Genomic DNA, 22,444 nt, shown 5'->3' on the forward strand with positions numbered 1-22,444 from the left:
GGGAGACCGATCCGGGCGGCTCCGTCGTTTCGCGGAGCGGATCCGCTCGCGGTTCTAGCCCAAGTGGTAGAGGCGTCTGGTTGAGGGCCAGTCCAGTCGGGGTTCGAATCCCCGGAACCGCACTACGCCCCTGTAGCCCAACGGAAGAGGCATCGCGCTCAGAACGCGACCAGTCCAGGTTCGAATCCTGGTGGGGGCACCGATGTTCACCTGAACGTGCGGCGCAACGTGGAATACGCGGCGGTCGCCCGGAGGTTGGTGCGTGCATGACCGAGACAGGATTCGACCCGCACGCGCTGCTCGCCCAGAGCAAGATCGGCGTGCTCGCGACGATCAAGGCCGACGGCCGTCCCCAGCTCTCCCCGATCATGCCCTCCTACGACCGGGACGCGGGCGTCGTCCTGGTGTCGACCGTGGAGGGGACCGCCAAGGTGGCGAACCTGCGTCGCGACCCGCGGGTCGCGCTGGAGGTGACCAGCCAGGACGGCTGGAAGTGGGCCACGGTCGAGGGCACGGCCACGATCTCCGGGCCGAGCACGGACCCGCACGGTCCGGAGGTCGAAGGGCTGGTGGACTACTACCGCCGCGCCGCGGGCGAGCACCCGGACTGGGACGAGTACCGGGCGGCCATGGTGTCCGACCGCCGGGTGCTCGTGACGATCACGGTCGACCGGGTGTACGGCACGAAGTCCTGACCGGCGCGCTGCCCGTGCGGCTCACGTGGACCGCACGGGCAGCGCGGCCGGCTACCACCGCCCGAAGCGCACGGCCTCCTCGAACGGCTGACGTCGGCGGGTCCACGGTGACGCGCCCTCCGAGATGCCCTGCTCCGCGGGGTGCCCGATCGCGATCGCGCCGATCGGCACGTGGCTCGCCGGCACGCCGAACTCCGCGCGCAGCCGGTCGAAGTCCTCCTCGGCGATGCCGAAGTACACCGCGCCGAGCCCCTCGTCGACCGCGGTCTGCAGGATCAGCAGCACGGCCATCCCGGTGTCGATGTACCAGAACGGCACCGGCCAGTGGTCCTCGCTCCGGTCGGTCCACCCCTTGTCCGGCTGGGCGTACCGGTCCAGGTAGGCGTCCTTGACAGCGAACGCGACCACGACCACCGGCGCGGTCCTGGCCGTGTCCCGGGTCCACAGCTGCCGGACCGACCCGTGGAACGCCGCCGTCTCCTCGCCGCGCAGCACGAGGAAGGCCTGGCCCTGCGAATACCCGGCCGACGGACCGCGCAGCGCGTTGCGCATGATCCGCCGCACGCTCTCGTCCGACACCGGTTCGTCGGTGAACTCCCGCACCATCCGCCTGCGCCGGACCACGTCCTGGAACTCCACGAGAACCCCGCCTCCTCCTCGGCCGAACCCCGGCTCAGCGCAGGGTCGGCACGTCGCCGTTGCCCACCCGGACGACCTCGACACCGCGCAGCCCGCTGCGCCACGAGGCAACCACATCGGCCAGCACGGCGGGAGACACGGGGCGCCGGCCCAACCCGATCGCGTACCGGACCGCGTCCGGCGTCCGTTCGACCGGCCGGGGCCAGGCGTGCGCGTCCGGCGTCCCGGCCACCTCCAACGCCGTGAGCAGCGCCCGCATCCGGCCGCGCACCGGGCCGACCAGCTCGTGCGGCACGGTGACCAGCGCCCACGCGGCGTGCGCGCGGTGCGCGTCGGGCGGCGCGGACAGCCCGGGAGCACCGGCCTCCACGATCTCCCACGCCCGGTACAGCTCGGCCGTCAGCAGGTCCCGGAACCCCGGGCCGACCTGCTCGGTGCACGAACGCACGGGCGCGGTCGGCGTCATGATCGTCACCGGCGCGCCGGTGGGTTCGGACGAGGTCACCAAACCGATCGGGTCACGCCAGTCCCACGCCGCCCAGGTCGCGAAGAACCCGGCGAGCAGGTCCGGCCCGTCCCACTCGCGCACGGTCCGCGCCGCGAGCACCGACCACCCCAGGCCGGGCACGCCACCGAACGGTGCCGAATCGAGGCCGCGCGCCCGTGCCCACACCTTGACAGCCCGTGCCAGCCGCGCGAAGTCCTCGCCCCGCCGACCGACCGCCGCCAACACCGCCTCCGCGTCACCGACCGCGCTCAACGCCACCCCGTCACCCGCGGCCACCGCGAGGTCCACCCCGAGCCCATCCACGACCAGGCGGAAGCCGGGGGACCGGGCACCGACCACCGGCCGGACGGCCACCCCGGGCAACGCGGCAGCGACCCGTTCGGCCACGGTGGTCGGATCCGCGACCTCGGCGACCAGGTCGAGATCGGCATCGGGCAACCCACACCCCATCCGCCGCGAGCCGACGACGTGCACGACGTCCGGTGCTGCCGACCGGGCGCCGGCGGCCGGTGGTGGCTTCGGCGCGTCGTCGAACGTCCGACTGCCCAGCGCGGCCGACAGAACGCGCGTGACGCGGTCGGCCACCGCGTCCAGCGACGGCCCCGGCGCGGTGGCCGGCTCCTCGAACCACCGCACCTCGCCGGTGCCCAGCGCGACCGCCGCGCGCGGCAGCATGGGTCCGTCGCCCCGCCTCGACAGCACCACCACCTCGTCCACCCGGCCCGACCGCGCGCCGACCCCCTCGGCCGCCTGCCGCGATCCGCCGACGGTGAGGTGCGGGGTGAAGTCGTCCCTGGTCCGGCAAGCGGGGAACGGTCGGCGCACCGCGTCGTGCAGCACCGTCCACGGCGTGCCGCCCGCCGCGGCCGGGTCGAGCCACACCACGCCCGGCCCGAACTCCCGCACGCCGTCCACCAGCACCGGGAACGGCGGCACCCCGGCGACCGCCTCGGCCAGCAGCGGCACGGCCCGGTCGAAGTCCGCTTCCGGCACGAACCCGAACAGCAGCGTCACGTGCGGCGGCCACCGGTCGGCCCGGCGGTCGTGCTCCCGCCGCACCCGCTCGACCTCCTCCCACGGCCCCGGCAGCCACACCACGGCGGTCCGCGGCGTCGGCGGCGAGTCGAGCACGCCGGCGGACGGCACCACGCCCGCCAACCGCGCCAGCACCCCGTAGTGGTCCGAGGCGAACCGGCCGTCGACGGGCCGATCACCGACCAGCTCCGCACCGGCGCACCGCAACCCGCCGCGCACGAACACCCGGTCCAGCCGCGACCGGCGGCCGGACAGCGAGGACACCGCCGCCAGCGGGTTCACCACCGGGTCGAACGTCGGCGGCTCGTCGTCACGCGCCTCCAGCCACGCGTCGCGCATCCCGAGCGCGGCGGCCGGCCGCCGGCCACCGTCGTTGAAGTCGCCGACCAGCACCACATCGCCCTCCACCCCGGCGAACGCCTCCGCGACCCGCCCGAGCTGGGCCCGCCGCTTGGCCGGCCCGTTCGCGGTGTGATCGCTGGTCAGGTGGGTGGCCGCGACGACGAGCGGCCCGCCGGCGGTCCGCACCACGATCGCCGCGACGGCCTTGTGCGCGCCGAGCGGGAACCGGGCGGCCTCCAGCACGGGCAGCCGGCTCAGCACCACCAGCCCGGTGCGGTCGACGTCCGGTCCGGTCGGGTCGACGTCGAGCGCGTAGCCCGCGCGCACCCACGGCTGGGCGATGAGCGCGGCGAGCAGGTCGGGCTCGACCTCCTGCAACGCGATGACGTCCGCGTCGGCCGCCGCCAGTTCGCCGAACAGCAGGGGCCGGCGGCCGGCGGTGTCGATGCGATCGCTGTCGTAGCGGTCCCACAAGACGTTCCAGGTGAGCACCCGCAGGCTGTCCGGGGGAGCACCGGCCGGCTCGTCCGCGACCGCTCGCGCGGTGTCCGCGGGGGTACCGGCCGACGTCCAGCCGTGCAGCGGGTCCCAGGCGTGCGGGGTGCTCGCGGTGAAGACCGGCGCGCGCAGGCGGCGCGGCGCGCGCACCCGGCCCGCCGCCGACTCGCCGACCCGGTCGAGCCCGGTCTCCCGGTCCCACACCACCTCGCCGTCCGCCTCCACGAAGAGCACCCGGTGCCACGGCACCTCACCGCCCGGCGTGAACGCGGGCAGCGCGACCCGCTTGGGCCTCGCCCCGCGCTGCTGCACGCCGAGCACGAACCGCGCCGGGTCGAAGCGCGGGTCCCAGCGGACCTGGTGGTAGACCTGCTCGCTCGTGCGCATCACGACCCCCCGGAATCGTCCGCGGAGTCCACGCCACCGCCCGCGCCGACGTACCAGGTGCGGTGGGCCTGCCACGGGTAGGGCGGGCTGAACCGGCGGGCCTGCGCTTCGAGCACGGCGGCCGGCACGGGGTGCGCCCGCGACGCGTTGCGCCGGGCGACCTCCCGTTCGTCGACCAGCACCACCGCGTGCGTCACCATCGCATCGTGCCGCCGCGCGACCGCGTGCACCAACGCCCGTTGCGGCTCGACCAGCGAAGTCGCGTCCCACACCACGGTCCGGTGCGCGCGCAGCGCGGCGTCGAGCCGGTCGAGCCCCGCCCGCAGCACCCGGGCGTTGGCCCGCTGGTCGGCCCGATCACCCGCCTCCTCCTCTCGCAGGTCGTCCAACGACACCCGGACGCCGGCCGCCAGCCCGTCGGCGAACGTCGACTTGCCGCTGCCCGACAACCCCACCAGGTGCACCAACGACCCGAACCCGCCGGCACGCCACCGCCACGTGACGGCGAGGGCCTCCTCCACGCCCGGCACCCGGCCGGCCCGGATGCCCACGTCCCGCGCCTCGGCCCAGCACCGGTCGGCCGCCGGCCCCAAGCGCTCCCGCAGCCCCGACCGCAGCCGGTCGAACGACCCGACGTCCTCCGCGTGCAGGGCGGACCAGGCCACGTGGTCGCGCGCGTCCGCGTCGGGCGCGACGGCGGCCGACACGGCGTGCAGCACGTCGAGGTCCACCGCGGTCGAGAAGCGCAGCAACCCGGCCCGCCGCGCCTCGTCCGGGAACGGCTCGTGCAGCAGCCGGTGCAACCCGACGAGATCACCGACGCGCCGCGCCACCCCGACCCCGACCGGACCAGCCAACAACGACATCACCCGCCCGCGCCGGAGCCGACGCGCCGCCACCGCCAGCACACCCGCCAACCGGGCTTCGCCGCTCAACCCCGTCGCCACCGGCTCCACGTCAACTCCCACACCGCCACCTTCGAGCACGCCCTGGAGCCCGACGGCTTCCAACAGCGCGGACAGGTCGAACGGCGCGCCGGACCGCACGTCCCACAGCACGGAGCCGGGCCCGAGCCCGTTCGCCACCACCGGCGCCGCCATCCAGTGCGCGTCGGTCCGCACGTGGTGCGCGCGCACCCACTTCGCCACCCGCCGCCCGAACTCCGCCCGCCCGAACCCCTCGACGGTCCGCACCACGAACCCCTCCTGCCGCGCCGTGTCGACGCGCAGTCGGCGCAACGCCCGCTCGTCGAACACCCCGCGCCACAGCACCGGCGGCACGGGCACGCCGAGGTCGCGCAGGAACCGCGCGGTCCGGTCCCAGTCGAGGCAGCGGTCGCCGTCCCACACGGAGAACCCGTAGAACCAGCTCTCCAGGTCCGCGTACCCGATCGAGTGACGTGCGTAGACGTTCTCGCCGCAGATCCGCCACCCTCCGGGCAACCGCGACCCGATCCGACCCTGGAGCCCCTTGACCCACGACCGGGACGGGTGGTGCGCCGAGTCGAGCGACCGCGCGTGCACCCCGTCCGCGTACAGGGTGGTGTTCTCGCCGTCGAGCTTCTCGGTGACCACCACCTCACGGCCCCGCAGCGCGTCCAGGTCGGCGACCCGCACGTCGTCCGCCGACGCGCCGGGCGACCACGGCAGGTGCGGCGTGCGCGGGTACGGCGTGCGCATGACCCCTCCCACCACTGGATTCCGGGTGAACGATAGAGATCGCCGACCCCGGTGATCGACCGGTTTTCGGTGGTGTCCCGGTCCGCCGGGGCGACTGGATACGATGCCGATTCGACGAAGGTCGAAGAGAAAGGACGAACGTGGAAACGCTCGAGTTCCAGTCGGAGGCGCGTCAGCTCCTGCGGCTGATGATCCACTCGGTCTACTCGAACAAGGACACGTTCCTGCGCGAGCTGGTGTCCAACGCCTCGGACGCGCTGGACAAGCTCAGGCTGGAGACGTTCCGGGACAAGGACCTGGTCGCGGACACGTCGGACCTCCACGTCGCCATCGAGGTGGACCGGGAGGCGCGCACGCTCACGATCCGGGACAACGGCATCGGCATGACGCGCGAGGACGTGATCGGGCTCATCGGCACGATCGCCAAGTCCGGCACGGCCGAGTTCCTGCAGAAGCTGAAGGAGTCGAAGGACGCCGCCGCCTCGCAGGACCTCATCGGCCAGTTCGGCATCGGCTTCTACTCCTCCTTCATGGTCGCCGACAAGGTCACGCTGCTGACCAGGCACCCGCGCGCGGAGGGCGTCCGGTGGGAGTCCACCGGCGAGGGCACTTACACCGTCGAGGACGTCGACGACGCGCCGCAGGGCACCTCCGTCACCCTCCACCTCAAGCCGGCCGACCCCGAGGACCACCTCGCCGACTACACGTCGACCGCGAAGATCACCGAGATCGTCAAGAAGTACGCCGACTTCATCACCTGGCCGATCAGGATGGCGAAGGAGGACGGCGAAGAGCCGACCACGATCAACTCGCGCAAGGCGCTGTGGGCGCGGTCCGCCTCCGAGGTCACAGAGGACGAGTACGCCGAGTTCTACCGGCACGTCAGCCACGACTGGAACAAGCCGCTCGAGACCATCCGGATGCACGGCGAGGGCGTGTTCGAGTACCAGGCCCTGCTGTTCATCCCGTCCCAGGCGCCGCTGGACCTGTTCATGCGCGAGCGCAAGCGGGGCGTGCAGCTCTACGTCAAGCGCGTCTTCATCATGGACGACTGCGAGGAGCTGATGCCGGAGTACCTCCGGTTCGTCAAGGGCGTGGTGGACGCCCAGGACCTGTCGCTCAACGTGTCGCGCGAACTGCTCCAGCACGACCGCCAGATCCAGCAGGTGCGCCGCCGGCTGGTGAAGAAGGTGCTCTCGACCGTCAAGGCCATGATGGCCGACAAGCCCGAGTCGTACGAGACGTTCTGGCGCGAGTTCGGCGGGGCGGTCAAGGAGGGCCTGCTCGCCGACCCCGACAACCGCGACGCCATCCTCGACATCGCCTCCTTCGCCTCCACCGCCGACCCGGAGAAGCCGACCACGCTCGCGCAGTACGTCGAGCGGATGAAGGACGACCAGCGGCACGTCTACTACATGACCGGCGACTCGCGGGCCACGGTGGAGAACTCGCCGCACCTGGAAGCGCTTCGGGCCAAGGGCTTCGAGGTGCTGATCCTCACCGACCCGATCGACGAGATGTGGGTCGACGCCGTGCCCGGGTACAAGGACAAGACGTTCCAGTCGATCGCCAAGGGCCAGGTCGACCTGGAGACCGACGAGGAGAAGGCGCAGGCGCAGGAGCGGCAGAAGGACTTCGCCGACTTCCTGGCCTGGCTGACGACCACCCTGTCCGACCAGGTCAAGGAGGTGCGGCTGTCCTCGCGCCTGACCACCTCGGCCGCGTGCGTCGTCGGCGACGCCCACGACCTGACCCCGACCCTGGAGAAGATGTACCGGGCGATGGGCCAGGAGCTGCCGCCGGTCAAGCGGATCCTCGAACTCAACCCCGACCACGCCCTGGTCGCCGGCCTGCACAAGGCCTTCACCGACCGCGGGGCCGACGACGCGTCGCTAGCCGAGTCTGCCGAACTGCTCCACGGCATGGCACTGCTGGCGGAGGGCGGCGACCTGCCCGACCCGTCCCGCTTCGTCCGGCTGATGTCGGCCCACCTGGAGCGGTCCCTGTGACCTCCTGAACAGCCCAAACGAAGCCCAGCACCCACCGCACGACACAACCCCTCACCAAGGCACCTCGCCCAACCACCCACAACGGACCCGGAACCGACCCACCGAGGCCCGATTTGACATGGGTTCGGGTGCCATAGGCTGGTCGAAGCCGGGCAGGCTTGGCGGACGCTCTTCCCGCCAGGCCTGCCCGGCTTTGGCCTGCCTGGGGTGCCCGTAAGGGCCCCATGTCAAATCGAGCCGGACTTGACCACCGCACATCGATCGGGCCTCAACCACCACCCACCGAGCGGAACCCGAGCAGTCGCATCGAGCCGGCCTCACCGCAGTCCCAATGTTGGGCAAACTCTGGACCGCCGTCACAAAAGTGCCGTATGTTCCCGTCATGGAGTTGGTGGGAAAGGTCGCGGTGGTCACCGGCAGTGGCCGTGGTCTGGGCCGGGCGTACGCGGAAGCCCTGGCACGGGCGGGAGCGGCGGTCGTGGTCAACGACGTGGACGCCGAAGCGGCGAACGCGGTGGTGAAGGCGATCGCGGCCGACGGCGGGCGCGCGGTGCCCGTGATCGCACCGGTCGGGCCGACCGCAACCGCGGACCGGCTGGTCGCGACCGCCGTCGAGGAGTTCGGCGGGCTCGACGTCATGGTGGCCAACGCGGGCATCCTGCGCGACCGGGTGCTGTGGAAGATGTCCGACGACGACTTCGACGCGGTGGTCGACGTGCACCTGCGCGGCACGTTCACCTGCGCCCGCGCGGCGGCGATCCGGCTGCGGGAGCAGGGTCGGGGCGGCAGCCTGGTGCTGATCTCGTCGCCCGCCGGTCAGCGCGGCAACTTCGGGCAGACCAACTACGCGGCGGCGAAGGCGGGCATCGTCGCCATGGCCCGCACGTGGGCGCTGGAGCTGGCCCGCGCGGACATCGCGGTCAACGCCGTGGTGCCGGTCGCCGCGACCGAGATGACCCGGACCATCCCGGCGTTCGCACCCGTGATCGAGGAGGCCGAGCGCACCGGCGCGCCGTTCCCGGACTGGCTGCGCCGCGACGAGGGCCTCGGCACGGTGGAGGACGTCGCGTCGTTGATCGTCTTCCTGGCCTCCGACGCGGCACGGCGGATCACCGGCCAGGCCATCGGCATCGGCGGCGACCGGCTCTCCCTCTGGGCGCACCCCCACGAGAAGGCGGTGGCGCTCGCCGACGGCGGGTGGACCGCGGACGCCATCGCCGAGTCGTGGGCGACCGGCGTCGGCGCGGAACCGGAGACCTCCGGCATCCCCGCACCACAACCGCCGGAGGCCTGACGTGGTCCTCGCCGTGGACGACCTGGTGGCCATCGACGTGCACACCCACGCCGAGGTGTCGAGGACGGGCCACCCCTCGTTGAGCCCCGAACTGCTGGCCGCGTCGGCGAAGTACTTCGGCGCGCACGGCCACCGCCAACCAACCGTCGACGAGACCGCCGCGTACTACCGGGAACGGCGGATGGCGGCGGTCGTCTTCACCGTCGACGCCGAGCACGCCACCGGCCACCCGCGGATCCCGAACGAGGAAGTCGCGGAGAACTGCGCCGAGCACGCCGACGTGCTGATCCCGTTCGGGAGCGTCGACCCGTGGAAGGGGCGCGCGGGCGCGCGGGAGGTGCGCGGACTGGTCGAGCGGCACGGCGTGCGCGGCTTCAAGTTCCACCCCAGCCTCCAGGGCTTCGCGCCGAACGACCCCATGGCGTACCCGTTGTACGAGGTCATGGAGGAACTCGGCGTGCCCGTGCTGTTCCACACCGGGCAGACCGGGATCGGCGCGGGCGTGCCCGGTGGCGGCGGCATCCGCCTGAAGTACTCCAACCCCATGCTGGTGGACGACGTCGCGGTGGACTTCCCGGAGCTGCGGATCATCCTGGCGCACCCGTCGTTCCCGTGGCAGGACGAGGCGTTGGCGGTGGCCACGCACAAGCCGCACGTGCACATCGACCTGTCCGGGTGGTCGCCCAAGTACTTCCCGCCGCAGCTCGTCCGCTACGCCGACTCCCTCTTGCAGGACAAGGTGCTCTTCGGCTCGGACTACCCGGTGATCACGCCGGACCGCTGGCTGGCGGACTTCGAGGCGCTCGACCTCAAGCCCGCCGTCCGCCCCAAGATCCTCAAGCACAACGCGGCCAGGTTGCTCGGCCTCGACACCACGGACTCGGAGCGCACATGACCACCACCGTCAACGGGCCGGCGGAACTCCTCGCGCTGGCGGGGCACGACCTCGGGCACACCGGGTGGCGCGAGATCACCCAGGACCGGATCGACACCTTCGCCGACGCCGCCGACGACCACCAGTGGATCCACGTCGACCCGCGGCGGGCGGCGTCGGGACCGTTCGGCACGACCATCGCGCACGGCTACCTGACGTTGTCGCTGATCATCCCCATGTTCGGGGAGCTGCTGGCGGTCGACGGCGTCCGGATGAGCGTCAACTACGGGCTGGACAAGGTGCGCTTCCCCAGCCCGGTGCGCGTCGGGGACAAGATCAGGCTCGCCGGCCGCGTCGTCTCGGTGGACGAGGTCGCGGACGGCGGCGTCCAGCTGGTGCTGGACTTCACCGTCGAGATCGACGGCTCGGACAAGCCGGCGTGCGTCGCGCGCGCCGTGTACCGGCACTACCCCTGAGGGGGCCACCACCATGTCGACCACGCCGAACGCACCCAACGTCCAACTCCGCCGCGCCGTCGCGTCGAGCTTCGTCGGCAGCGTGATCGAGTACTACGACTTCCTGCTCTACGCCACCGCGTCCGCCGTGGTGTTCAACAAGGTCTTCTTCTCCTCCCTCGACCCGCTCGTGGCCACCATCGCGAGTTTCGGCACGTTCGCCACCGGCTACCTGGCCCGACCACTCGGCGGAGTCCTCTTCGGACACTTCGGCGACCTGTTGGGCCGCAAGCGGATGCTCGTGCTGACCATGACGTTGATGGGGGCGGCGAGCTTCCTCATCGGGCTGCTGCCGACCTACGCCCAGGTGGGTTGGCTCGCGCCGGTCGGCCTGGTCGCCCTGCGCGTCGTGCAGGGCATCGCGGTCGGCGGCGAGTGGGGCGGCGCGGTGCTGATGTCCGCCGAGCACGCCACCCGCAGGCGCGGGCTGTGGGCCGGGTTCACCAACGCCGGCGCGCCGTGCGGGATGGTGCTGTCGACGTTGGCGCTGACCGCGACCGCCGCGGTGGTGGGCGAGCGGGCGTTCCTGGAGTGGGGCTGGCGGATCCCGTTCCTGATCAGCATCGTGCTCCTCGGCGTCGGGCTGTTCGTGCGGCACCGGGTCGAGGAGACGCCGGCGTTCCGGGCGGTGCTCGACGCGGGCGTCAAGCGGCGGGCGCCGGTGGTCGAGGTGCTGCGCCACCACCCGCGCGTGCTGCTGCTGGGCATCGGCGTCGGGCTGGCGGCATTCGTGGCTCAGTCGACGTTGACGACGTTCGTCCTGGCGCACGGCGTGGCGTCCGGTCACGCGCGCCAGACCGTGCTCAACGCGCTCACGCTGTCCTCCGCCTGCGCCGTCGTGGGCATCCTGGGGTTCGCGGCGGCGTCGGACCGGTTCGGCCGGCGGCCGGTCGTGGTGGCGGGCGCGATCGCGATGGCGGTGTACGCGTTCGTGCTGTTCCCGTTGGTGGACAGCGGTGACACGGTGCTGCTGATCGTCGCGCTGGTGCTGGGCCAGGGCGTGATCCACCCGATGATGTACGGGCCGCTCGCGGCTCTGTACAGCGAGCTGTTCAGCACGGAGAACCGGTACACGGGCGCGTCCTTGGGCTACCAGGTCGCCGGGCTGGGCGCGGGCGTCGCGCCGGTGCTGTTCGCCGAGATCCAGCGGGCGAGCGGGGGACAGGGCCTGACGCTCATCTCGTCGACCATCGCCGGGTTCTGCGTGCTCACCGTCGTGTGCGTGCTGGCTCTGAAGGAAACCGGCACGCGCGACCTGCAACCGGCCGCCGTTCCCTGACCGCGACGCGTGAGTACCGAGGTGCCGGTGACGGTGTGTCACCGGCATCGGTACGCGTTGACCGACGTGGGCGAGACTCCGGCCCCGTGGAGGGGGACGGCGCGGTGGCACGCGCGGACCAGATGCCGAGGGTGGTGATACCGTCGTGGTCAGGTGATCGGGCAGGTCGATCCGGACAACAGCGCGGTCTTCGAGTTCGGTGCGAGTGTCCACATCCGATGATCCCAACGCTCAGGTCACGCGAGCCGAGCGGTGCGCCAGGTCGTCGAGCCGTCGTGCGATCGCGTCCGCGGCGGCACGCAGGTCCGGCACGAGGCGGTGCAGGTCGGTGCGCACCGAGCGGACCACGATGCCCAGCGCGCCGGGCGGCTCGTGGCCGTCCGCCGGGATGGCGACGGCGACCGAGCACGAGCCCAGCGTCATCTCCTCGTTGGTCAGCGCGTACCCGCGTTCCGCCGTCACACGCAGGTCTCGCACCAGCCGCGCCCGTTCGGTGATCGTGTACCGGGTGTGGCGCCGCAGCGGCCGTTCGAGGTAGCGGCGCACGAACTCGGGGTCGGCGCGGGCGAGCAGGGCCTTGCCGACGCCGGTCGAGTGCAGCGGCAGCCGGGCGCCGGTCCGGGAGATGATGGGCACCGAGCGGTGGCCGGAGAGCTTCTCCACGTACAGCGCGTCGAAGCCGTCGTGCACGGCGAGGTGGATGTTCTCGCGCGTCGCCTCGTAGAGGTCCTGCATGAACGGCAGCGCGACCTCCCGCAGCCGACCGGCCACCGGCGCCAGCGTCGCGGCCTCCCACAGGCGCAGGCCGATGCTGTAGCACCCGCCGGCGTCACGTTCCAGCGCACCCCACGACACCAGCTCACGGGCCAACCGGTGCACCGTCGCCAACGGCAGGTCCGCGCGGCGCGCGAGCTCCGTCAGCGTGAGCCGGGGGTGGTCGGCGTCGAACGCGCCGAGCAGCGCCAGCGCCCGCCCGGCCATCGAGCGCCGGGGCGCGTCGCGGTCGACCGCCATGCAGGTCCTCCTTCGAACGCCGGACACCGAACGTAACCGCCCGCCCGGCGCGGAATCGCCGTGACTTTCACCCAGTGGAAGTCGATCCTGGCGGACGACCGCACGCCGCCCTTGGGTTGACCCATGCGAACGAGAGTCGGAATCGTCGGCGCGGGCCCCGCGGGCCTGGTGCTGTCCCACTTGCTGGCCGAACGCGGCATCGACTCCGTGGTGGTCGAGACGCGCGGCCGTGCGGCGATCGAGCAGACGATCCGCGCCGGCGTGCTGGAGCAGGGCACGGTGGAGCTGCTGACCGCCATGGGTGTCGGCGCGCGTGCGCTGGCCGAGGGCGCGCGGCACGAGGGGATCGAGCTGCGGTTCGGCGGCCAGGGCCACCGGATCGACTTCACCGGGCTCACCGGCCGGGCGGTCTGGCTCTACCCCCAGCACGAAGTGCTCAAGGACCTGATCGCGGCACGGCTCGCGGCCGGGGCCGACATCCGGTTCGAGGCGAGCGACGTCGCGCTGCACGGCGTCACGTCCGACGAGCCGGTCATCTCCTTCTCCGACGCCGACGGCACGCCGGTGGAGCTGCGCTGCGACGTGATCGCCGGCTGCGACGGCTCGTCGGGCGTCAGCAGGCGCTCCATCCCCGACGGTGAGCGCACCGACTACTTCCGCGCCTACCCGTTCGGGTGGTTCGGCATCCTGGCCGAGGCGCCACCGTCCTCGAAGGAGCTCGTCTACGCCCACTCCGAACGCGGGTTCGCGCTGATCAGCACGCGGACGCCGCAGGTGCAGCGGATGTACTTCCAGTGCGACCCCGACGAGCGCGCCGACGACTGGAGCGACGACCGGATCTGGGCCGAGCTGAACGCGCGGGTCGCGGGCGACGGGTTCAGCCTGGCGGAGGGCCGCATCTTCGACCGGGGCGTGATCCCGATGCGCAGCTACGTGTGCGAGCCGATGCGGCACGGCCGGCTGTTCCTGGCGGGGGACGCCGCGCACGTCGTGCCGCCCACCGGCGCGAAAGGACTCAACCTCGCGGTGGCGGACGTCGTGGTGCTCGCCCGCGCGTTGGAGGACTACTTCGGCACGGGTGCCACCGAGTCCTTGGACGCCTACGGCCCGACCGCGTCGCGCCGGGTGTGGCGGGCGCAGCACTTCTCGTGGTGGATGACGTCGATGCTGCACGCCGACCCGGCCGGCTCGCCGTTCGACGTGAAGCGGCAGCTGGGCGAGCTGGAACTGGTCACCTCCAGCACGGCCGCCGCCACGCACCTCGCCGAGGCGTACACGGGCTGGCCGTTGTAGCAACGCCCGTGAACGGGCCGGCACAGGTGCGATCGGCGTAATCCGACTGCCGGTAATCGGACCACACGGACCGATAAAGTTGCGAATCTTCTTTCGAATAGTTTCGAAGGTTGCCGAATCTGGCTCCTCGTGCCGGTCGGCTGCGGCCGGTATCGGTTCAGCTGCCGTGGATATGGTATCTCAACAGGGTTTATCGTCCTTGCGCTCGTGCTGCGGCGAGCCGTTTCGGAAGGGTTCGGCTGCCCGTTGACCTGGCAGACTGCAGCACGGGCATCTGCTTAGGACCGCAGGGCTGTCGATTTCCGGTGCTTGCCAGACCTATCTGTTTCGGTTAATACTTCTAAAAGTTTCAGGCCGGATGCGGTCGGGTGCCGCCCCCTACGGTTCCGGCCTGCGCCGCGCACGCCCTGGAGGACCGACTCACCGAACCGTCGTTGGCGTGGAGGGATCCCGTGGCACCGGGTCCTCCGCCGCCAAGTCTGCGGATCCGGACCACCCCGCCCTGGCGGTCCGGGTCGCCCCAGCAACCAACCACCACCTGCCGACCCGCAGGTGCTCCCAGAAGGTGCAAACATGAAGCTGACATCGAGGTCAGTGTTGCGAGCGGCACTCGTGTCCACGTTGGTCACCGCCACCGCGGGCGCCACGGTGCTCCTGGCGACGTCGGCCAGCGCCGGGACCACGCTCGGCGCCTCCGCGGCCGAGTCGGGCCGCTACTTCGGCACGGCTGTCGCCGCGGGCAGGATGGGCGACTCCACGTACATGGGGATCCTGAACCGTGAGTTCAACATGGTGACGGCCGAGAACGAGATGAAGATGGACGCGACGGAGCCGTCGCAGAACCAGTTCAGCTACGCCAACGCGGACCGGATCGTCAACCACGCCCGCGGGCAGGGCATGCGGGTGCGCGGTCACGCCCTGGCGTGGCACTCGCAGCAGCCGGGCTGGATGCAGAACATGTCGGGCACCGCGTTGCGCAACGCGATGCTCAACCACGTCACGCAGGTGGCCACGTACTACCGGGGCAAGATCTACGCCTGGGACGTGGTGAACGAGGCGTTCCAGGACGGTAGTTCGGGTGCGCGTCGTGATTCGAACCTGCAGCGCACGGGCAATGACTGGATCGAGGCGGCGTTCCGGGCGGCCCGGGCGGCGGATCCGGGTGCGAAGCTGTGCTACAACGACTACAACACCGACGACTGGACGCACGCGAAGACCCAGGCGGTGTACCGGTTGGTGCAGGACTTCAAGCAGCGCGGTGTGCCGATCGACTGCGTCGGGTTGCAGTCGCACTTCAACAGCCAGAGCCCGGTGCCGAGCAACTACCAGACCACGTTGTCGAGCTTCGCGGCGCTGGGTGTGGACGTGCAGATCACCGAGTTGGACATCGAGGGTTCCGGTTCGGCCCAGGCGTCGAACTACGAGCGCGTCGTGAAGGCCTGCCTGGCGGTCGCGCGCTGCACGGGCATCACGGTGTGGGGCATCCGCGACACCGACTCGTGGCGTGCTTCGGGGACCCCGCTGCTGTTCGACGGCTCGGGCAACAAGAAGGCCGCGTACACCTCGACCCTCAACGCCCTCAACGGCGGCGGCACCACGGTGCCCACGTCGACCACGACGACCACGACCGGCACCACCACGACCACCACCACCACGACGACCACGACCTCCGTGCCGGGTGGCTGCACCGCTTCGGTGTCGCTGAACTCCTGGAACGGTGGTTTCGTCGCCACGGTGAAGGTCACCGCCGGGTCGTCGGGCACCAACGGCTGGACGGTCACGACCAACCTGCCGTCCGGCGCGTCCGTCACCAACTCGTGGAACGCCGAGCGCAGCGGCACCACCGGCGCCGTACAGTGGCGCAACGTCAGCTACAACGGCCGCCTCTCGGCCGGGATGTCGACCGAGTTCGGCTTCCAGGGCACCGGTTCGGCGGCGGGCATCACGCCGACCTGCGCCGCGAGCTGATCACGCGGGCAGAGCCCGGTGCGGTGGCCGCGTCGCCACCGCACCGGGCTTTCAGCTCTCGCGGTGACCCTCGGGTGTGCCGGCGGACCTGATGCGGCGCGGCACGAGCAGCCCGCCGACGCCGGGCACGGCCGAACGCCACCGGGTGCCGGCGTCGACGCCCGGCAGCAGCGCGGTGACCGCGATGACGACGAGGTAGGCGGTGCCGTGCACCGGGCCCGTCAGCGACGTCACCGGCTTCGCGTGCACGGTCACCAGGTTGACCAGCAGGACCGCCAGGGACAGCAGTTCCACACCGGACGCGATCCGCAACGCGCGCACGTCACGCCCCCGTGGTCGAGCCGGGGCGCACGATCATCAGCACGACCACGACCGCCCACAGCAGGTTGAACACACCGGTCGCCATGGCGAGCCTCTTCGCGGCGTCGGCCGCGCCGTCGAGCACCCGCCGCTGCGCGGGCAGGATCGCCAACGCCAGCAGGCCCGCCGCGACCGCCGTCAGCAGGATCGACACCAGCAGCCACGCGTCACCGAGCACGCCGAGGCTCGCGCCGGTGGCGACGCCGAAGACCGGTACCGCGACGCCGACGACGGTGTACGTGCGGCACGTCCGGTGCAGGAAGGCGGCGACGCCGGTCGGCGACTCGCGGGCGAAGCGGGGGAACAGCGAGGCGGCCACGGCGATCGGCCCGACGGCGAGGATCGCGGCGATCACGTGGACCGAGAGCAGCAGCTTGGTCACCAGGGCTCCTTGGTGCGTAGACAGCCAACATATGTCGGCTGCCAATAGGTACCACACCTACCTAGTTGGTGTGTAGGCTGCCAACCCATGAAGGCGGATGCGGTGCGCGGGCACCTGGACGCGATGCTGCTCGCGGTGCTCGAACCGGGCCCGCTGCACGGCTACGCGGTCATCACCGCGGTCCAGCGGCGCAGCGGCGGCGCGCTCGAACTGCGCACGGGCACGGTCTACCCGGCGTTGAACCGGCTGGAACGGCTGGGTTTGCTGCGCAGCCGCTGGCAGCCCGTGTCCGACCGGCCCCGACGCTGCTACGAGCTCACCGACGCCGGTCGGCGCGGCTTGGCCGACGCGCGGTCGACGTGGCGGGACTTCGCCGCCACGATCGGGGCCGTGCTCGACCTGACCCCGTCGACGAGGCACGCGACGTGAGCACCGCGCAGCTCGTCGACCCGGTCGAGGACTACCTGGAGGAACTGGCCGCGTCCCTGCACGGTCCGGCGCGGGCGAAGGCCGCGATGCTGCGCGAGGTGCGCGACGGCCTGGTCGACGCGGTGGAGGCGCAGACCCGCTGTGGCGTGCCGCACGCCCAGGCGGCCCGTCGCGCGGTGCGCGACTTCGGCGCGGCGGACGAGGTCGCGCCGGAGTTCCAGCGCGAGCTGACCATCGCCCAGACCCGCCGCACGGCCCGCGTCGCCGCCGTGACCGTGCCGGTCCTCGTGGTGTGCCAACTCCTCGTGCACGCCGCCGCGGGCGACTGGCGACTCGGCGCGCTCGCCGTGCACCTGGCCGCGCTGGCCACCGCCGCGGGCCTGCTCGCCGTGACGGCGCTGGTGGCCACCGGTCCGCTCACCCGCATGCTGCCCACGCCCCACCGGCTGCCGCTGGCCGTGGCGTGGACGGCGTCCGCCGCCGCGGTGGGCATGGCGCTCGCCGCCGTCGCGCTCGGCGTCACGTCGGCGTTGTCGACCGACTGGCCGCTGACCGCGTTCGCCGGCGTGCTGGCCACCGCCGCGCACGGCGTGGTCGCCACATCGGCCCGCGAGTGCCGTCGGTGCGCCCAGGCGGTGGAGGGGGTGCGATGACCAGGCGCGTCGGGCTGTTGTTGTTCGACGAGGTCGAGGTGCTGGACGCGGGCGGGCCGTTCGAGGTGTTCTCCGTGGCCAACCGCGTCGCCGTGCGCCGCGGTTCGGCCGCGCCGTTCGAGGTCGTCACGATCGGCGTCGCCGGCGGCGGGCCGGTGCGCGCCAGGGGCGGCCTGCGGATGGCGCCCGACGTCGCGCTGGCCGACGCGCCCGCGTGCGACGTCGTCCTCGTGCCCGGCGGGGTGGTGGACGAGGTCGAGGCGATGCCGGAGGTGGCGGCCTGGCTGCGCCGGGCCCGCCGCCACGCCGAGGTGATCGCGTCGGTCTGCACGGGCGTGTTCGTGCTGGCCGCCGCCGGCCTGCTGGACGACCGACCGGTCACCACGCACTGGGAGGACGTCGCCGACCTGCGCGACCGTTGGCCGGACCTGGACGTCCGCGACGACGTCCGGTTCCTCGACCACGGCGACCTGGCCACGAGCGCGGGCATCAGCGCCGGGCTGGACCTGTCCCTGCACCTGGTCGGCCGGCTGACCACGCTCGACCTCGCCGTCGCCACCGCGCGCCGGATGGACTACCGCTGGGAGCCGCTCTTCCGGCCGTGATCCCGGTCGGCGGGCGGTGGTCGAGCGGTGCTTCGGCGACACGGAGCGTCACCCCGAGATGTCATTGTGTGAGACAGCCTCTGTACGTGAGCGCCCATCCGGGTGTACGTTCCCGGCGGGTCTGGGAGCGCTCCCAGACATACACCGAGATGAGGAGGGGCTCAGTGAAGCGCTCCACCGCAGTGCTTGCGGCTTGCGCGGTCGCCCTCGGCTCAGCGGCGACGATGTTGCCGACCGCCGTGGCCGCCGCCCAGGGCTGCAAGGTCGACTACGCCGTCACGAGCCAGTGGTCCGGCGGGTTCCAGGCGAGCGTCAAGGTCACCAACCTCGGCGACCCGATCAGCGGCTGGTCGCTGACGGTCGCGTTCCCGAACAGCTCCCAGCGGGTCACCCAGGGCTGGAACGCCACGTGGACCCAGTCGGGCTCCACGGCCACCGCGACCAACGTCGACTGGAACCGGACGCTGTCCACCGGCGCGTCGACCGACCTCGGGTTCGTCGGCTCGTACTCGGGCAGCAACCCGACGCCCACGTCGTTCGCGCTCAACGGCGTCGCCTGCACCGGTTCGACCACCAGCACGTCGACCACGACGACCACCACCACGACCACCACGAACCCGCCGGTCGGCCGCACCCCGGTCGAGATCAACGGCCAGCTGCGGGTCTGCGGCGTCAACCTGTGCAACCAGTACAACCGGCCGATCCAGCTGCGCGGCATGAGCACGCACGGCATCCAGTGGTTCGACAAGTGCTACAACAACAACTCGCTGAACGCGCTGGCGACCGACTGGAAGTCCGACCTGTTCCGGATCGCGATGTACGTGCAGGAACAGGGCTACGAGACCAACCCGTCCGGGTTCACCAGCCGCGTCAACAGCCTGGTCGACATGGCCGAGGCGCGCGGGATGTACGCGATGATCGACTTCCACATCCTCACCCCCGGTGACCCGAACTTCAACCTGGATCGGGCCAAGACCTTCTTCGCCGCCGTCGCGCAGCGCAACGCGAGCAAGAAGAACGTGATCTACGAGATCGCGAACGAGCCGAACGGCGTGAGCTGGGCGTCGATCAAGAGCTACGCCGAGCAGGTCATCCCGGTGATCCGCGCGGCCGACCCGGACGCCGTCGTCATCGTCGGCACGCGCGCCTGGTCGTCGTTGGGCGTGTCGGAGGGCTCCAGCGAGACCGAGGTCATCAACAACCCGGTCAACGCCACGAACATCATGTACGCGTTCCACTTCTACGCCGCGAGCCACAAGGACAACTACCGCGCCGCGGTCAGCCGTGCGGCGTCGCGCCTGCCGCTCTTCGTGACGGAGTTCGGCACGGTGCTGGCCACCGGTGGCGGCACGTTCGACCGGACGAGCACCATCGCCTGGCTCGACCTGCTGGACCAGTTGAAGATCGGTTACGCGAACTGGACGTACTCGGACGCGAACGAGAGCAGCGCCGCGTTCCGCCCGGGCACGTGCAACGGCGGTGACTACTCCAGCAGCGGCGTGCTCACCGAATCCGGCGCCTTGCTCAAGAGCCGGATCAGCACGACGGACAACTTCCCGACCAGCTGACCTACGCTCCACTGAGGACGGGGCCCCGCGTTCGCGCGCGGGGCCCCGTTTTCTGTGTCGCTCGATCGGGTGACGAGGTCCGGGAAGGGGCCGGAATTGTCGGTGCCCGTCGATAGCTTGCCGATCGGGGATACCCACCGAGCGGGGGAGCGAGTGATGGCACCGGATTTCTACACCGACGGACAGGGCCGGGTCAGGCCGATCACCGGCAAGAAGGGAGGTGCGGGGGCCGTCGTGGCGGCAGGGGTGCTGGTGCTGGGACTGGTCGGTTCCACGGGCGTGGCCGGCGGGGGCGGACTGCTGGGGTCGAGCGCGGGCGGTCCGCCGGGGTCGGCCGGCGTGGCCGCGCGCAAGGTGGACGGGCAGAAGGCGGCGAAGCGGGGCGACCGTGACGGCGCGTGGCAGCGGATGGGGATGCGGAGGTTGGACGACAGGGTGCGGCAGCAGGTGGAGTGCCTGTCGGCATCGCACGGCGAGGTCCGGGAGTTCTTCACCCACACGCCGTGCACCTCGCTGGACCGGATGGTGATCGCGGTCGGGGACGGGAGCGGCAACAACGCGGTGCTGTCCGTCGCGTGGGTCGGTTTCCGGAGCGCGCGTGACATGCGTGCGTTCAAGCGGATCGAGGACCGCCACGGCAGCGGCGACATCCGGCCGCTCGGGGCGTCGTTGCTCGGCCTGGCCGACATCACGTTCACCGGCCACTACTACGGCACCGACACCGACGGCAGCACCATCACCATCGCCGAGGCCGAACCAGCGGCCGGCCACGTCGACCCGGAGACGTTGGACGCCTTGGCCGAGGTGGCCGCCTACTTACCGCGCCCTGACGGGTCGCGCGGTTGATGTGGCGCCCGGCTGACGGGTCGCCCGCCTGGCAGGTCATGTGCCTGGCCTGTGCGACGTCGGCGTGTTGTACCCGACGCCATCGCGCCGTCGCCGACTCGTCGCGCCTCTCCCTACTGGGGTGACGCCTTCCGGTGGCGGTCGGTGTGGCCCAGGTCGCGGTCGGGGGCGATCCGGTCCCGCACGAGCTGCTTCAGCGCGGCGAGCTCGGGGAACCCGCCCTGCTCCTTGCGCGACCACAACGTCTCGCCACCGAGCCGGACGTCGAACACGCCACCCGTGCCGGGTATCAGCGCGACCTCGCCCAGCTCGGTGGTGAAGGTGGTCAGCAGCTCCTGCGCCGTCCACCCGGCGCGCAGCAACCACCGGCACTGCGTGCAGTACTCGATCTCCAGGCGGGGCTCTCTCGCGGTCACGAGGCCAGTATCGCGAGTAGGACGGTGTTCGGCGAGCGCGGTGGCGTCGGTCACGGTGAGGTGAGGTGGGACCGTCGGGATCGGCGACCAGCGGCCGTGTTTCAAAGGTGAGGTGGCCGCCGGCGTGTCGGTGGTCCTGACGAGACGAGGTCTCCGGCAGATGGGTTGGCGACCAAGCAAACCCACAACACCGGAGACCTCGTGGCCGGCGTAGCGGCAGCGGGCGGCACGGCCTGACCGTCGTGCAGTGGGCGGTGCTGCAAACCGCTCTTACCCGTCGAGCGCAGGCCGGGCCGTCCGCCGAAGTGGAGCGAGCGACAGTTGATCGACGGCATCCGGTGGCGGACGCGGGCCGGTGTCCCGTGGCGGGACGTCCCGCCCGATTGCGGGCCCTGGCAGACCGTGTACGGGTTGTTCCGGCGCTGGCAGCGCGCGGGGGTGTGGCGGGAGCTCCTGACCGCGTTGCAGGCCCGCGCGGACGTCAACGGGGTGATCGTGTGGGACGTGAGCGTGGATTCCACGATCATGCGGGCGCACCACCACGCCGCCGACGCCCGTAGACAGGAGGGCTCCAGGTCGAGCCTGCCGATCACGGGTTGGAGCGGTCGCGGGGCGGGTGGACCAGCAAGCTGCACCTGGCTTGCGAACAGGGCCGCAAACCGCTGTCGCTGCTGGTCACCGCCGGACAGCGCGGCGACAGCCCGCAGTTCACCGCGGTGATCGAGCAGATCCGGGTGCCCCGGCCTGGTGGCGGTCGTGCGCGGACCAGACCGGACCGGGTGCCGACGGACAAGGCCTACAGCTCCCGGGCCAATCGCGTCGACCTGGGGTGACGGAGGACCAAGGCCACCATCGCCCAGCCTCGGGGCCAGGCTGCCCACCGCAAGGCCAAAGGCTCCCGCGGCGGGCGGCCACCGGCGTTCGACCCGGAGGTCTGCAAGCAACGCCACGCCGTGGAATGCGGCATCAACCTGCTCGAACAACACCGCGCCGTCGCGACCCGGTACGACAAGGTCGCTGTCCCGCTACCACGCGACCGTCCACATCGCAGCCATCAACATCTGGCTACGAACCTTTGGAACACGGTCCAGCGGCCGTCCATCCGAACCCGGACCGCATTTCCCAACGTTGCGCAAATTATCGAAGCTGGGCAAGG

At 71.7% G+C, this 22,444-nt stretch carries 21 protein-coding genes, 2 tRNA genes and 1 pseudogene; 17 read left to right on the forward strand and 7 right to left on the reverse strand.

The window, feature by feature from the left end:
* Positions 1-48: 48 nt before the first annotated feature.
* The 3 genes from LNK82_RS18095 to LNK82_RS18105 all read left to right on the forward strand — a co-directional run bounded on the left by LNK82_RS18095 (position 49) and on the right by LNK82_RS18105 (position 695).
* Positions 49-122, forward strand: a tRNA-Leu gene (locus LNK82_RS18095).
* Positions 123-126: 4 nt separating this feature from the next.
* Positions 127-199 (forward strand) — tRNA-Leu (locus LNK82_RS18100).
* Between the two features lie 67 nt (positions 200-266).
* Positions 267-695, forward strand: a complete 429-nt coding sequence (locus LNK82_RS18105) for a PPOX class F420-dependent oxidoreductase (RefSeq protein WP_230568173.1) — start codon at positions 267-269, stop codon at positions 693-695.
* A 51-nt stretch (positions 696-746) separates the two neighbouring features.
* On the opposite strand, the gene LNK82_RS18110 is transcribed toward LNK82_RS18105, so the two are convergent.
* From LNK82_RS18110 to LNK82_RS18120, 3 genes are read right to left on the reverse strand one after another with little or no spacing between them, the layout of a single operon-like run.
* Positions 747-1,334 (reverse strand): nitroreductase family protein, encoded by a 588-nt coding sequence (locus tag LNK82_RS18110; RefSeq protein WP_230568174.1) that lies wholly within the window; start codon positions 1,332-1,334, stop codon positions 747-749.
* Positions 1,335-1,368: 34 nt separating this feature from the next.
* A complete protein-coding gene (locus LNK82_RS18115; protein ID WP_230568175.1) occupies positions 1,369-4,104 on the reverse strand; it encodes an RNA repair domain-containing protein in 2,736 nt (911 codons plus the stop codon).
* Positions 4,104-5,783: an RNA ligase family protein gene (locus tag LNK82_RS18120; protein ID WP_230568176.1), complete on the reverse strand. Its 1,680-nt coding sequence runs from the start codon at positions 5,781-5,783 to the stop codon at positions 4,104-4,106. Before LNK82_RS18120 ends, LNK82_RS18115 begins: the two co-directional genes overlap by 1 nt.
* A 188-nt stretch (positions 5,784-5,971) precedes the next feature.
* On the opposite strand from LNK82_RS18120, the gene htpG reads away from it, so the two are divergent.
* From htpG to LNK82_RS18145, 5 genes are all read left to right on the forward strand, one after another.
* Positions 5,972-7,792 (forward strand): molecular chaperone HtpG, encoded by a 1,821-nt coding sequence (gene htpG, locus LNK82_RS18125; protein ID WP_230568337.1) that lies wholly within the window; start codon positions 5,972-5,974, stop codon positions 7,790-7,792.
* Between the two features lie 382 nt (positions 7,793-8,174).
* Positions 8,175-9,086: an SDR family oxidoreductase gene (locus tag LNK82_RS18130; protein ID WP_230568177.1), complete on the forward strand. Its 912-nt coding sequence runs from the start codon at positions 8,175-8,177 to the stop codon at positions 9,084-9,086.
* A gap of 1 nt (position 9,087) precedes the next feature.
* Positions 9,088-9,981 (forward strand): amidohydrolase family protein, encoded by an 894-nt coding sequence (locus LNK82_RS18135; RefSeq protein ID WP_230568178.1) that lies wholly within the window; start codon positions 9,088-9,090, stop codon positions 9,979-9,981.
* Positions 9,978-10,436: a MaoC family dehydratase gene (locus LNK82_RS18140; protein WP_230568179.1), complete on the forward strand. Its 459-nt coding sequence runs from the start codon at positions 9,978-9,980 to the stop codon at positions 10,434-10,436. The genes LNK82_RS18135 and LNK82_RS18140 overlap by 4 nt, the downstream gene beginning before the upstream one ends.
* Positions 10,437-10,449: 13 nt before the next feature.
* Complete coding sequence (locus tag LNK82_RS18145) at positions 10,450-11,754, forward strand: MFS transporter (RefSeq protein ID WP_230568180.1); 1,305 nt, start codon at positions 10,450-10,452, stop codon at positions 11,752-11,754.
* 231 nt (positions 11,755-11,985) lie between these two features.
* Here the strand turns inward: LNK82_RS18145 and LNK82_RS18150 are convergent, their stop codons facing one another.
* The gene (locus tag LNK82_RS18150) at positions 11,986-12,768 is read right to left on the reverse strand and encodes an IclR family transcriptional regulator (RefSeq protein WP_230568181.1); all 783 of its coding nucleotides are present in this window, start codon (positions 12,766-12,768) and stop codon (positions 11,986-11,988) included.
* Positions 12,769-12,891: 123 nt separating this feature from the next.
* On the opposite strand from LNK82_RS18150, the gene LNK82_RS18155 reads away from it, so the two are divergent.
* Entirely contained in the window at positions 12,892-14,061 is a 1,170-nt protein-coding gene (locus tag LNK82_RS18155) for a 4-hydroxybenzoate 3-monooxygenase (RefSeq protein ID WP_230568182.1), read from the forward strand.
* Positions 14,062-14,634: 573 nt separating this feature from the next.
* Positions 14,635-16,029 (forward strand): endo-1,4-beta-xylanase, encoded by a 1,395-nt coding sequence (locus LNK82_RS18160; protein ID WP_230568183.1) that lies wholly within the window; start codon positions 14,635-14,637, stop codon positions 16,027-16,029.
* A 51-nt stretch (positions 16,030-16,080) separates the two neighbouring features.
* On the opposite strand, the gene LNK82_RS18165 is transcribed toward LNK82_RS18160, so the two are convergent.
* On the reverse strand, positions 16,081-16,350 hold the full coding sequence (locus LNK82_RS18165; protein WP_230568184.1) for a hypothetical protein: 270 nt from the start codon (positions 16,348-16,350) through the stop codon (positions 16,081-16,083).
* A 1-nt stretch (position 16,351) separates the two neighbouring features.
* The gene (locus tag LNK82_RS18170; protein WP_230568185.1) at positions 16,352-16,771 is read right to left on the reverse strand and encodes a hypothetical protein; all 420 of its coding nucleotides are present in this window, start codon (positions 16,769-16,771) and stop codon (positions 16,352-16,354) included.
* A gap of 87 nt (positions 16,772-16,858) precedes the next feature.
* On the opposite strand from LNK82_RS18170, the gene LNK82_RS18175 reads away from it, so the two are divergent.
* The 5 genes from LNK82_RS18175 (at position 16,859) to LNK82_RS18195 (ending at position 20,872) form a co-directional block, all read left to right on the forward strand.
* Positions 16,859-17,200, forward strand: coding sequence for a PadR family transcriptional regulator (locus LNK82_RS18175; RefSeq protein ID WP_230568186.1), 342 nt, complete (start codon positions 16,859-16,861; stop codon positions 17,198-17,200).
* Entirely contained in the window at positions 17,197-17,853 is a 657-nt protein-coding gene (locus LNK82_RS18180) for a permease prefix domain 1-containing protein (protein WP_230568187.1), read from the forward strand. Before LNK82_RS18175 ends, LNK82_RS18180 begins: the two co-directional genes overlap by 4 nt.
* Positions 17,850-18,458, forward strand: coding sequence for a DJ-1/PfpI family protein (locus LNK82_RS18185; protein ID WP_230568188.1), 609 nt, complete (start codon positions 17,850-17,852; stop codon positions 18,456-18,458). Before LNK82_RS18180 ends, LNK82_RS18185 begins: the two co-directional genes overlap by 4 nt.
* 164 nt (positions 18,459-18,622) lie before the next feature.
* Positions 18,623-20,026, forward strand: coding sequence for a cellulase family glycosylhydrolase (locus LNK82_RS18190; RefSeq protein ID WP_230568189.1), 1,404 nt, complete (start codon positions 18,623-18,625; stop codon positions 20,024-20,026).
* A gap of 156 nt (positions 20,027-20,182) precedes the next feature.
* The gene (locus tag LNK82_RS18195; protein WP_230568190.1) at positions 20,183-20,872 is read left to right on the forward strand and encodes a hypothetical protein; all 690 of its coding nucleotides are present in this window, start codon (positions 20,183-20,185) and stop codon (positions 20,870-20,872) included.
* A 113-nt stretch (positions 20,873-20,985) separates the two neighbouring features.
* Here the strand turns inward: LNK82_RS18195 and LNK82_RS18200 are convergent, their stop codons facing one another.
* Positions 20,986-21,288 carry an Rdx family protein gene (locus tag LNK82_RS18200; protein WP_230568191.1) on the reverse strand — a complete coding sequence of 101 codons (303 nt, stop codon included), beginning with the start codon at positions 21,286-21,288 and terminating at the stop codon, positions 20,986-20,988.
* Between the two features lie 321 nt (positions 21,289-21,609).
* On the opposite strand from LNK82_RS18200, the pseudogene LNK82_RS48615 reads away from it, so the two are divergent.
* Together LNK82_RS48615 and LNK82_RS48620 are read left to right on the forward strand one after the other, a co-directional pair.
* Positions 21,610-21,681 (forward strand): annotated as a pseudogene (locus tag LNK82_RS48615) (hypothetical protein); the annotation flags it as partial.
* 203 nt (positions 21,682-21,884) lie between these two features.
* Positions 21,885-22,121, forward strand: coding sequence for a transposase (locus LNK82_RS48620; protein WP_443706260.1), 237 nt, complete (start codon positions 21,885-21,887; stop codon positions 22,119-22,121).
* Positions 22,122-22,444 lie beyond the last annotated feature (323 nt).

Origin of the sequence: Saccharothrix luteola, assembly GCF_020859565.1 — a bacterium.
Classification (GTDB): Bacteria; Actinomycetota; Actinomycetes; order Mycobacteriales; family Pseudonocardiaceae; genus Actinosynnema; species Actinosynnema luteola.